10 protein-coding genes are annotated in these 12,733 nt (G+C 37.4%); all 10 read left to right on the top strand.

Annotation, left to right across the window (positions count from 1 at the left end):
* Positions 1-1,051, top strand: a 1,051-nt coding sequence (locus FVQ77_15925) for a T9SS type A sorting domain-containing protein (GenBank protein ID MBW8051789.1), incomplete at its 5' end; no start/stop codon positions are given.
* Between the two features lie 207 nt (positions 1,052-1,258).
* Entirely contained in the window at positions 1,259-5,197 is a 3,939-nt protein-coding gene (locus FVQ77_15920) for a T9SS type B sorting domain-containing protein (protein MBW8051788.1), read from the top strand.
* 85 nt (positions 5,198-5,282) lie between these two features.
* Complete coding sequence (locus FVQ77_15915) at positions 5,283-5,531, top strand: hypothetical protein (protein MBW8051787.1); 249 nt, start codon at positions 5,283-5,285, stop codon at positions 5,529-5,531.
* Positions 5,518-5,904, top strand: coding sequence for a type II toxin-antitoxin system VapC family toxin (locus FVQ77_15910; GenBank protein MBW8051786.1), 387 nt, complete (start codon positions 5,518-5,520; stop codon positions 5,902-5,904). The genes FVQ77_15915 and FVQ77_15910 overlap by 14 nt, the downstream gene beginning before the upstream one ends.
* A gap of 29 nt (positions 5,905-5,933) precedes the next feature.
* On the top strand, positions 5,934-6,956 hold the full coding sequence (locus FVQ77_15905) for a type IX secretion system membrane protein PorP/SprF (GenBank protein MBW8051785.1): 1,023 nt from the start codon (positions 5,934-5,936) through the stop codon (positions 6,954-6,956).
* Between the two features lie 35 nt (positions 6,957-6,991).
* Entirely contained in the window at positions 6,992-9,013 is a 2,022-nt protein-coding gene (locus FVQ77_15900) for an OmpA family protein (protein MBW8051784.1), read from the top strand.
* Positions 9,014-9,105: 92 nt separating this feature from the next.
* Positions 9,106-9,756: an ABC transporter ATP-binding protein gene (locus tag FVQ77_15895; protein ID MBW8051783.1), complete on the top strand. Its 651-nt coding sequence runs from the start codon at positions 9,106-9,108 to the stop codon at positions 9,754-9,756.
* 322 nt (positions 9,757-10,078) lie between these two features.
* A complete protein-coding gene (locus tag FVQ77_15890; protein ID MBW8051782.1) occupies positions 10,079-10,828 on the top strand; it encodes an EI24 domain-containing protein in 750 nt (249 codons plus the stop codon).
* Positions 10,829-11,062: 234 nt separating this feature from the next.
* A complete protein-coding gene (locus tag FVQ77_15885; GenBank protein MBW8051781.1) occupies positions 11,063-12,292 on the top strand; it encodes a PKD domain-containing protein in 1,230 nt (409 codons plus the stop codon).
* A 2-nt stretch (positions 12,293-12,294) separates the two neighbouring features.
* A partial coding sequence (locus FVQ77_15880; GenBank protein MBW8051780.1) for a hypothetical protein occupies positions 12,295-12,733 on the top strand: 439 nt, incomplete at its 3' end.

Here is a 12,733-nt window from a genome sequence, read left to right as displayed (position 1 = left end):
AGGTGATATTACCATACCTGGAGACAGTACGGTAGTATTGGATGCCCTGTTACGGATGCGTGTATCATCAGATGCGCTTTCTCCAGGCTCATTCACATCTTGCACAGACGTAACATTTGCCCAGGTAGAAGATTATGGTGTGATCATTGGTGAGCTTACCTCAGCGCCGGTTGCAGATTTTACGGTATCAGATACAACAGTATATAATTGCGGAGATACTGTGCACTTTGTTGACCTTTCCACGAATGCAGTTGGTTGGCTTTGGATATTTGGAGACGGAAGCACCAGCACACTTGCCAACCCCGCTCATTTCTATGACGAAACCGGTACTTATACGGTTACACTGATAGTTACCAACTTTTTGGGAAGCGATACGATGACAAAAAGCAGCTACATTACCTTAAACTGTATAAAACAAATGCCGCAAAATACAACCACAAAGCTGACCACATGTGCAGGCAAGTTGTATGATAGTGGCGGCCCGGTCGGTGATTATCAAAATAACACAGATGGGGTAGTTACCATTGCACCATCCGGTGCGACTTCCGTAACCTTAACATTTATTTCGTTTGAGTTTCATAAGCTAACGAATGATTATTTGTATATTTATGACGGGCCGGACATCCTAAGTCCTTTGATAGGCCAATACAATGGCACATCACTTCCTAACGGAGGAATGATTACCTCCACGGATAGTACCATTACGATACGTCAGGTAACTGATTCTGTGACACAGAGAGCCGGCTTTGAACTAAACTGGAATTGTACTAAACCTGTGAGCGTATTTGAAGATTTACATCAAAGTGAGACTTTATTGATATATCCCAATCCAACGAGCAATTCTTTTACCATTGATTATGCATTTGAAGGTAAGAAAGATTTGAACGTGATGCTGATGGATATGCTGGGCAGGATCGTATTTAATGAGCAAATAACGGTAGATTCAGTTTATGAAAAAGAAATAAATTTAGTAAATTTGCCGAAGGGGCTGTATGTGCTTAAGATTAATAATGGAGTAGAGCAGTTAGTCAGGAAGGTTGTGCTTCATTAAGATTTTATGTTTCCTATATGCTTATTATTTAGACGGAAAGGAGGTAAAATCATGACAAACTTAGGTATTATATTTATTGTATTAGGTATTATTATTACCATTGCATTTGTTTTTACCCTTTTTAACAAAAATCTTATTGATAAAAAAAGAGATTAATTTAAAATATTAAAATAGTTTAACTTACTATAAAAATATTAACTTAAGATCATGAAAAATTTATTTAAACCAATCTTATTACTCATCACCTTGTACGTTTTTGTCGCGGACATTGAGGTAAAAGCTTCCCATATCATGGGTGGAGAGATGACTTATGAATATATTGGCTTTAATTCAATTACCGGGATGGAGCAATACCGGATCTGTGTTTTCTTTTACAGGGATGATAGAGGAATTAACTGTCCGGGTTCTGTACCTATAAGAATTTATGAAGATGATGATGGTAATCCGTTGAATTTTGTTAATTTACCTCAAATTGCAGGTTCGCCCATTACAATAACTCAGTCAGGGTCTATATGGCCTCCAACTATACCGGCACAATGTATTCCCCCCCTTACCCCTCTTCCTTATGCAGTTGAGTTATGTGAATATTGTGCTATCATCGAGCTTCCGCCAAGCCTCAAAGGTTATCACATCACAACCGGTAATTGCTGCAGGAACAGTGACCTGGAAAATTTAGTACCAAATAGTGGTACCTGGTACGCATTTATTCCTCCAACGTATTACCAAAACAGTTCCCCTTCATTTACTGATATTGCAACACCCTTTCTGTGTTTATGTGATACGACCACTGTTTTTAATACTGCAACGGATGTAGATGGAGACTTGTTAATTTTTTCATTTAGTAATCCTCTGAATCAAGCTCCGGGTGCAAATATTGTTATACCTCTTGACACTGCGTTATATGTACCGCCATTTAATATAGAATATCCCTTTGGTCCAAATGGTTATATTGACATCAATGCTTCAACCGGATTAACCACCTTTATGGCATGTGATCCCGGTCTTTGTACACCCGAGTGTCTATACGTAGTGGCTGTAGAAGTAAGGGAATACAGAAACGGTATATTAATAGGCATTATCAAAAGAGAAATTCAGTTTGTTGTGATTACTTGTCCGCCACAAGCCCCGCCAAACCCTGTACAAGTTGGTGGATGCGGACAGAATGTATATAACATTGAAGAAGGAGATTCCTTATGTTTCTGTGTAGAAGGAATTGATCCGGATGGTGATAGCGTATTCATTGCAAGTAATGGATTTATTTTTGATAGTTTGATTGTGAATCCTCCGGCTACTTTACCTGATGTTCAGGGTGACAGTATTGCAAGTACTACATTTTGTTGGAAAACTTCCTGTGGGCAGGCCAGTGCTGTACCTTATTTGTTTAACGTTGCATTATCCGATAATGGCTGTCCGCCAAAAGCTACCAATATCGTATATACCATTAATGTGCTGCCCTACCAGGGGATAAGCCAGATACTGGGAATAGATACATTATGTGCAAACGAAACTGCCAACTATACGGTGGATGCGCTTGCAGGTGGATCGCTGTATAGTTGGGATATTGTGGGAGGAACAATTTTAACAGACAGTACTTCTAATACGGTCACGGTGCAATGGGCAGATACAACAGGTGGCCTTTTATCTGTGAGTGAAATTACGGGTTGCAATAATGATACCATAAGATTAGCTGTAAAGCTAAATATAGTACCCGCTGATGCAGGGATAAATGAAGTTATCTGCCTTGGCGATTCGATACAATTATCAGCAAGTGGAGGACTTGCTTATGCCTGGAGTTATGATTCTACTTTAAGTGATACCGGTATTGCTGATCCCTGGGCAAAACCCGTAGTTACTACTACCTATACAGTGTTTGTGACCGATAGTATTGGATGCATAGGGTTAGATTTTGTTATAATTTTTGTGAATCCCCCGATAAATATTAATGCCAACAACATAGGGATTTGTTTAGGAGATAGCGCTGTGTTAACAGTTACGGATAGTGTGGGCTATACCTATTGGTGGATGGTAAATCTCCCGCCATTGGATACTATCCTTACAGATACAACATCGGGTGGAGGCATAGATTCCTCATCCATTACAGTAAATCCTTCAGACACTACAGATTATTACATCACTGCCTTTAATGGCGCTTGTTATAACACCGATACCATTACAGTTAATGTAAATGTGCCGGCTCTTGGACCGAATACAGCTATTTGCTTTGGCGATACTACAACCTTAAATGCTTCAGGTGGAAATTTCTTTAGCTGGTATTCATCCACGACTTTGAGTGATACATCCATTGCTGCTCCTTTAGCTTATCCGGATACTACTACTACCTATACGGTAATTATTGGAACAGTCGGAGGCGGCTGTTTTGATACGCTTGATGTTACACTAACCGTTAACCTGTTGCCTGAAGCAGATGCTCAGGGAGATGTAAAAATATGTTTTGGTGATTCAATACAATTACTTGGTACCGGGGCAGGTACAGGAGGCGCTTACAACTGGAGTCCCTGTGTTTTTCTGGATAACTGTACCATAGCAACGCCTGTTGCTTTTCCTGACTCTAACACTGAATTTATATTAACGGTAACCGATAGCAATGGTTGTATTGATAGCGATTCTATGGTACTCACAGTGAATCCCGTATTAACCATCACTGTCAATCCTGCCTCTATTTGTGAGGGCGATTCTGCTGTGTTAACTATTACAGGCGCCCAGTTTTATACGTGGAAGATATGCGGAGATACTAATACTATCAGTACAGATTCAACAATTACGGTGAGTCCGCCAGATACTGCTTATTATTGCGTTACTGCTTCTGACGGACTATGTGCAAGAGATACTACGGTAACCGTAAATGTAAATACAATGCCAACAGCAGAAGCCGGAGTGAATGATTCTATTTGTAAATTTGATAGTACGGCCTTATCAGCAAGTGGAGGTACTACCTTCACTTGGAGTCCGGTTACAGGTTTAAGTTGTACAAACTGTTCCGATCCAATTGCAAATCCATTAGCAACCACCACCTATTATGTAACGGTAGGTTTAGGGAATAACTGTTTTGATTTTGACTCTGTGACGATCGTAGTTTTTGGCGGGCTTTCTTCCTCCATCAATGGTTCTACAGATGCAGTAGATTCGGTAACCTGTAACGGGATTTGTGACGGGAGCGCCCTGGTAGATGCCATCGGGTCAGATGAACCTTTTACGTATTCGTGGGACAATGGCGAAACAACGCCATTGGTTGATAGTTTATGTTCCGGTGTTTATACAGTAACAGTAACAGATACCAATAATTGCAGCAGTGCTTCAACAATTACATTTTTTGAAAAAATTAAATTAACCGCTAGTATTATAAATATTACTAATATACCTTGTTTTGGTGGAGATACAGGCAGCGCGTCAATAGTTGTGAGTGGTGGTAACCCTCAATATAGCTACCAATGGAAAGATTTATCAGGTGCAATTATTGATATAACCAGTACAGTTAGTGATTTTAAAGCCGGCATATATTTCGTAACAGTAACAGATAGTTTGGGATGTTTTGTACAGGATAGTATTGAGATCACCCAGCCGGCTGCACCTCTAAGTGACACAAACAGCAGTACATACGCAAGCTGCACTGGAGCGGAAGATGGCTCAATAACGGTAAAGGTGAATGGCGGCACAAAGCCATATAATTATTTTTTATACCCTTTCTCTGTACAAACTGATACCAATACTATAACAATAGGGAAATTGATGGCAGGTATGTATATTGATACTGTAAGAGACGCTAATGGATGTATGATCATAGACACTGTTTGGGTTGATGTTGACCCGCTTGGAGAGTGTCATGTTTGGGTTCCCAACGCATTTACGCCTGACGGAGATGGTATGAATGACATTCTTTATGTCAGGGGGCGCAATATTGTGAAGGTGAAATTTACCATATACAACAGGTGGGGCGAAAAAGTATTTGAATATGAAAGCAATAATCCCCCTACCGGTGGTCAGGATGGAAGCATCGTTGGCGAAGGGTGGGATGGTAAGAAAAAAGGGAAAAAGCTTAATTCGGCTGTATTCTTTTACTATTTAGATGTGAAATTTACAAATGAAAATGAGAAATTTTTGAAAGGAGATGTTACGCTGATACGTTAATTTGGAAATTAGACATTAAACTTTTAGGCTCTATTCTAAATTTTGATGGAATGAATACTTTTAACCTGAAAAATTACGAAAAGCTATGAGAACAATAGAGTTTGAGACACAGGTGGAAAACGGAATCATCAAAATTCCTAAAAATATCACTGAGGACGTTAATAATAAAAAGGTCAAAATTCTAATTAAAGTTGATAGGGATAAAAATGTCCAAATCAATTACAATATGAAAGAAATAGAGAAACTTTTAAAAAAAATATATGCTAAAAATGTCTTTAATAGTATTGAAAACCCGGTTAATTGGCAAAAAAAGATAAGAGATGAATGGGAGTGAAGCCGTATTGGATAGTAATATATTGATTTATTTTTCCAAAGAAACGCTGGACTTTAGAAAAACGTGTCAGACATATAAAGCAATATACATTTCTGCTATATCATATATGGAAGTTTTAGGGTTCAAGTTTAAAAATAAGGAAGAAAGGGTTTTGATTAAAAAATTCTTAAATTCAATGGAGATTCTCCATACAAATTGGGAAATTACAGATAAGGTTGTTAATTATAGACAACAGAGTAAAATAAAAATACCTGACGCTATAATACTGGCAACAGCAAGTATGTTAAATGCTGATTTAATCACAAACAACCCTGCTGATTTCAAAGGAATTGATAAAAATGTTGGGATAGTTATTCCTTCATTGTTTGAATAACCAATAACGACTAACACATAATTACTACTATGAAAAAATTAATCGTAATCTGTGTAATCTTCATTAACCTGTGTAATCTGTGTTACACTCAGGATATCCATTTTACACAATTCTTTGAAGCCCCAATAATTGTAAACCCCTCATTCACCGGTGGATTTAACGGAAGCCAGCGTATTGTGCTGAATTATCGTAACCAATGGAATAGCATAGGGGAGGCCTATAATACCCTGGCGCTTACTGTTGACTTCTCTATGCTTAAAGGTAAGCTTAATCGATATGATTATACAGGAGCAGGCATCGTATTTATCAACGAGAAAGCAGGAAATTCAAGACTAAATACCTTACATTTTGGCATTCCGCTCGTATTTCATAAACAATTGAATGAAGAACAATTTATTGCGTTAAGCGCGCATCCGGGAATTGTAAAAAGAAGTATTGATTATTCTAACCTTGAATTTGACAATCAGTGGGATGGTTTTGACTTTGATGAGGATTTGTCTACCGGAGAAGATTTTAAACTGGATAACCTGACTTATTTTGATATTGCTTCAGGTCTGTTATGGTATTATGATTCTCAATACAAAAGTCTTAATCTTTATGGAGGAATTTCATTGCACCACATCAATAAACCCAGGCAATCTTTTTTAGATGAAAGCGACAGGTTGAAAAGAAATGTTCACATCACAGGGGGCGGGCAGCTTGAGATCAATAAAAAGCTTAACGTATTACCCAGTTTTCTCATTTTAAAGCAGGGAACCAATTTTACGACCAGTATCGGCTCTTTTGTGAAATATAACATCATTGATAAGAATGTATATATAACACAAAGCTACCTGTATTTAGGTGCATGGTACCGATTTGGAGACGCCATTATGATGGTTTTGAAGTTTAGTTATGAGAACTTTAACATAGGACTGAGCTATGATATCAATGTTTCGGGATTGAACGTAGCAAGTAAGCTGAAAGGTGGCCCTGAGATTTCTCTTTCTGCGGCTTTCCCTTTCTCAAAAGCTAAACAAGGTAAACCTATTCCCTGCCCGAGGTTAGATTAGGAAATTTAAAAATTCGAGAATAAACTAACAAACCTATGAAAGCAAGCATGTTTACTGTAATATTTTCGAGTCTGATTTTTTTTAATATCTCTGCACAAGAAACAGCAAGTGGTATAAAGGAAGCTGCCAACAATATAAAGAAAGCCGATAAAATATTCAAGCAAATTTTACCTGATTTTAATACAGCTCTCGAACTATTTTTAAAAGCAAACGAATTAGACACGGAAAATCCTTCTTTGAACTTTAAGATCGGCTTATGTTATTTTAATATGCGTGATGAGATCAAAGCCATCCCTTATCTTCAAAAAGCAGTATCAGACCCCGAAAATCCGGAAGCACATTATTTGCTGGCAAGAGCTTACCAGTTTAACTATGAATTTGATAATGCAAAAAAAGAATACTTGATATATTATAGCCAGCTCTCAAAAAGAAAGGAACTAAATGTGAGAAAAATGACAAGAATAGTAGCTAAAATAGTTAGGGAAGACCGGGTTTTGTCATTTTCGTCAAAAGTAAAAGTAGAAAAATTAAGATACCTGATCACGCAAAGGATAACAGAATGTAAAACGGCAAAAAAGCTGTTTCTAAACCCCGTAGATGTCAAGATTGAAAATTTAGGTGTAAACGTAAATTCGGCAGACCCTGAATATGGACCGGTGATCAGCGCTGATGAAGCAGTAATGTATTTCACCTCCAGGCGGGCAAATACTACTGGAGGAGGGAAAGATCCTAATGATGGAAAGTATTTTGAAGATGTATATGTAACGATCAATTTTAATGGTACATGGCTGGAAGCTTCACCGGTTGGACCGCCTTTATGCTCGGAATCACACGAGTCAGTGGTTGGATTGAGTGCGGATGGGCAGAAATTATTCCTCTTTAACGATGCTAAGGCAGATGGAGGAGATCTGCATATTTCTAAAATAGACGGTTATGAATGGCCTCCGGCAGATCCTTTACCGGACGGTATTAATTCTTCGCATGCTGAAAAATCTGTAACGCTTTCTGCAGATGAGCAATATTTATTTTTTGTAAGCAACAGGCCCGGTGGAGTAGGGGGGAAAGACATTTACTGGTGTAAAAAGAAGGACCTTAAATGGACCAAACCCAGGCTTGCCTCGAAAATAAATACCATTTATGATGAAGAGGGTGTTTTTTTTCATCCTGACGGTAAAACATTATATTTTAGTTCAAAGGGGCAGCGAGGCATGGGGGGCTACGATATTTTTGAATCTACATTTTCAGGACGTAGCTTTTCCAGACCAAAAAATCTTGGTTATCCTATCAATACTCCTTATGATGATGTGTATTTTGTTTTATCTGCCAGTGGAGAGCATGGATATTATGCCTCTGCTCGTGGTGACGGACAAGGGGATAATGATATCTATGTGATCAAATTCCCCAAACCCACAAAAAACCTAACAATTTTAAAGGGTATTATTTCCGATGAACAAACGCATGAGCCTTTGGAGGCTGAAATACAGATTGTAGATAACGATTCAAGTGTAGTAATAGGTACATTAACTTCTAATACTAAAACCGGTCAATACCTGATCTCTCTGCCTTCCGGCAGAAATTATGGAATTGCGGTTAAAAGGGATGGTTATTTATTCCATTCCGAAAATTTTAACCTCCTGGCGTCTATGGCTTACCAGGAGGTTGAAAAAAATATTGAGCTTAAGAAAATAGAGATAGGGAAGAAGATCGTGCTGAGAAATATTTTCTTCGATCACGATAAAGCGACATTAAGGCAAAACTCGGTATTGGAGCTTGAAAGATTGTATAAATTATTGACAGAATATCCTGATCTTAAAATTGAAATATCAGGGCATACTGATAACCGGGGAACTGAAGAATATAATCAGAAATTGTCGGAAAACCGGGCACAAACTGTGGTTGATCATCTGACCAAAAGTGGAGTAGCTACAGACCGGTTGAAAGCCGTAGGGTATGGTTTTGCAAAACCCATAGCGCCAAATGAAAATCCTGACGGCAGTGATAATGAGAAGGGAAGGCAGCTAAACAGGAGAACTGAGTTTGAGATTTTAGAAAAATAATCTATTTTTTTTTGTAAAGACGTTGCCCCCCCGAGTACTAGGGGGGATTTCCACTTCGTTCCAACATGCAACATTTCTACAAAAAAAATTAGATGTTAAAAGCTAAAAATATACATAAATCATATCATGAGCTACACGTTTTAAATGGTATTGATATTGAAGTAAATCAGGGAGAAATTGTTTCCATTGTTGGCGCTTCCGGAGCTGGTAAAAGTACGTTGTTACATATTTTAGGTCTCCTTGATCACCCGAATCAAGGCCAGGTTATACTCAACGAAAAAAATGTGCTGACAATGAGGGGAAATAAGTTAGCGCATTTTAGAAATCAGCATATTGGTTTTATATTTCAATTCCATAATTTACTTCCCGAATTTTCAGCATTAGAGAATGTCTGCATACCTGGTTATTTGGGCAACGGGAAATCAAAAAATGTAGAAAACAAAGCTAAAGATCTATTAAGTTTTTTGGGGCTTAATGACAGGATAAATCATAAGCCTTCAGACATGTCCGGAGGAGAGCTGCAAAGAACTGCTGTTGCACGGGCACTGATCAATGATCCTTCCATTGTTTTTGCTGATGAACCCAGCGGTAACCTGGATTCAAAAAATGCTAAAGATTTGCATCAATTATTCTTCAGACTTAGAGATAAATTAACACAAACTTTTGTGATTGTAACTCATAACAGGAAATTAGCAGCAATGGCAGATAGACAGTTGGAAATAAAGGATGGAAAGATAGTTTAGACGGTCTGTAGTGGCAGTAGGCAATGACTGGGGTTGGCCAATTGTTAAGATTGTCATATGGCTATATGGTTATATGGTTATATGGTTATATGGTTTTATGGCACTAAATTGCCAGCAATATAGCTAGGAATTTAACCTTTGAGATTAGTAACTCTTTCATCTAACCACCAACTATTTAACCACCTACCTGCCTACTGGCAGGCAGGTATAACCATATAACCATATAACCATATAACCATTTGTTGATTTATAACGAAAAGGATCTATTTATTGCTATTAATGTTGCAAAACTAATTTGTCGCTACACTAGTATCCAGAACCCATGTCATTCTTAAAAGAATTCTTCCTTGGAATCACCACCTATTTTGATGCTATAAGTTTTATCAACCAACATAAATTGTGGAAATTTCTTATTCTCCCTGCTCTAATCAATATTGTGTTGTTTATCACAGCATGTTATTTGGGTTGGATCTATGCAGGTGAACTAACAGATTTTATCGCGGAGAAGATGGGGGTAAACCAAATTGATGAAGGAATTAGAAGAATAATTCAAATTATCATTTTAATCATAATAAGATTCATTACATTTCTTATATACTTTAAGTTTTATCGTTATTTAGTACTGATCATTATGGCGCCTGTACTTGCGTTTATTTCCGAAAAAACGCAAGAGATTATTTCCGGTACCACTGTACCGTTTGTATTTTCAAGATTTATAGGTGATGTTTTAAGGGGAATGGGAATTGCATTAAAGAATTTGGGTAAGGAACTCACACTTACAATCCTGATATACCTGTTATTGTTTATACCTTTTCTGTTGCCATTGGTTCCAATTTTCATCATCATTATTGAGAGTTATTTTTACGGTTTTGCCATGATAGATTACCGCAATGAATTTAAAAGACTTTCGGCAAAAGAAAGCAGCATAATGATATGGGAACATAAAGGATTTGCGCTTGGGAATGGCTTAAGTTTTAACATTCTATTATTTGTACCCATTATAGGTGTATTATTTGCTCCTGTGTTTGCCGTGATAGCTGCAGGAATTGGGAGCAATAAGATAGGCACTTAAAAAGTCACTATTAGCAAGATATTGTCTAAAATCAAACTTTCGAGTTTCGGATTTCGAATTTCGAGTTTCGGATTTCGAGTTTCGGATTTCGAATTTCGAGTATTGTGTTCATCTGTTCAAATATTCGTGTGTTCACCTGAGCGCTTGAATACATGAATACTTATTCAAGGATTTTTTTTACTGCTGAAAACGACTTTATTTTTAAATTTGTTTTAAATAATGATTTAAATTTTTATGAAAAAAATACTATTCATTATACTATCAACATTCATCAATTACTTTTTAATTAATGCTCAAAATATTGATAATTCCTACGATAATTTTGGAGAATGCGGTACAGACGCCATCCATCAAATGTTAATGCAAACCGATCCGGTTTACAGGGCGGGAATTCTTTCCCTTGAAGAACAAATACAATCTATTCTTCAAAACCCATCAAAGCATAAAATACTTCCTGCTGTTTATACAATACCCGTTGTTGTTCATGTTATTGAAGATGGGATATTTAATATAAGTGATGTTACAATACAAGGAGCGATTGATGGCCTTAATGACCGTTTCAGGAACATAATAGGAACAGATATTGAAATTGAGTTTTGTTTGGCAGTAAGAGATTCTAACTGCAATACTACGACCGGTATTAACAGAGTGGATGGAAGGGTTGTAGTAGATTATGCGGCAAACGGAATATACCATGAAACTGCAAATCCCTCAGGAGAATCTGAAACTGCAATTAAAGATTTAAGCATTTGGCCTTATACAGATTACTATAATATTTGGGTTGTCAATAAGATTGGGTTAGCTGCCGGATATGCATATTATCCAACGGTGGGAAACATTTACGATGGAACTGTGATTGCTTACGATTACATGAAATACTCAAGAAATACCCTAACCCATGAATTAGCTCACGGTTTCTTTCTTTACCACACGTTTGAAGGAGATGGTGATGGTGGCCAATGTCCTGCAAATGTCAATTGCGCAGTTGATGGAGATAAAGTTTGTGAAACCCATCCGCATAAAAGAGATGATGGATGCACCGGCACTAATTCCTGTACAGGTGGAAGTTTGAGTTTAGTAAGCGCTAATTATATGAGCTATTGTCCTTTACGAACTGAATTTGTACAGGGACAAAAAGAAAGAATGAGAGCAACTGCAATAATAACCCCTAGAAAAAGTTTATTAAGTTCGCAGGGTTGTGTTGGGTCTGTTGCTCCCGTAAGTGATCTCTCAGCAACTTCAATTTGCGCAGGTCTAATCGTTTATTTTCAGGATATATCTGCTAATTGTCCAAACAAATGGAGTTGGTCTTTTCCCGGAGGTACACCCTCAAGCTCAACGGAGCAAAATCCGACAGTAACTTACAATACTTCTGGTACATATAGCGTATCATTAACCGCTTCATATGAAACAATATCAGGAAATAAAATAACCAAAAATATCGTTGTATACAGAATTCTTTGAAAATGAAAAAGTTATTTTTATGTATATGTTCTTTTAAAATAGTTGCAGTTGCTGTGGTAGTGACATTTGTTTGGGCAGTCTCGTCTTGTAAGTATGATGATGGCCCAAAAATCAGCCTTGCTTCTAAAAAAAGCAGAGCGGCTAACGTGTGGAAAATTGAAAAATCTTTTACCAACGGTACTGAAAATCCATGTGATCAGGCATGTAAAAATGAACGTGATAAATTTATTATCGTAATTACTAAGGATGGAAATGTAATGGTAAAGGGGCTATTATTTGATCAATTGTATGACTCGTTTGGAGAATGGCAATTTAATTCTGATAAAACTAAGATTGGTATAAAAATGGAATGCCAGGCTGAGTTTTTATATTACAAAATACTAAGGCTAAAATCAGAAGAGTTGTGGACTGAGTACACTGACCCGATTACCAAAGAGAAGT

Source organism: Cytophagales bacterium (assembly GCA_019456305.1).
Classification (GTDB): domain Bacteria; phylum Bacteroidota; class Bacteroidia; order Cytophagales; family VRUD01; genus VRUD01.
Note: the sequence above shows the minus strand (reverse complement) of the source record. Positions and strands in the feature narration are given on the sequence as shown.

Bases quoted from the DNA above. Each gene is read 5' to 3' on its own strand.
- FVQ77_15905 (MBW8051785.1), top strand. From the start codon at position 5,934: ATGAAAAAATTAATCGTAATCTGTGTAATCTTCATTAACCTGTGTAAT.
- FVQ77_15890 (MBW8051782.1), top strand. From the start codon at position 10,079: ATGTCATTCTTAAAAGAATTCTTCCTTGGAATCACCACCTATTTTGAT.
- FVQ77_15885 (MBW8051781.1), top strand. From the start codon at position 11,063: ATGAAAAAAATACTATTCATTATACTATCAACATTCATCAATTACTTT.
- FVQ77_15895 (MBW8051783.1), top strand. From the start codon at position 9,106: ATGTTAAAAGCTAAAAATATACATAAATCATATCATGAGCTACACGTT.
- FVQ77_15920 (MBW8051788.1), top strand. From the start codon at position 1,259: ATGAAAAATTTATTTAAACCAATCTTATTACTCATCACCTTGTACGTT.
- FVQ77_15910 (MBW8051786.1), top strand. From the start codon at position 5,518: ATGAATGGGAGTGAAGCCGTATTGGATAGTAATATATTGATTTATTTT.
- FVQ77_15900 (MBW8051784.1), top strand. From the start codon at position 6,992: ATGAAAGCAAGCATGTTTACTGTAATATTTTCGAGTCTGATTTTTTTT.
- FVQ77_15915 (MBW8051787.1), top strand. From the start codon at position 5,283: ATGAGAACAATAGAGTTTGAGACACAGGTGGAAAACGGAATCATCAAA.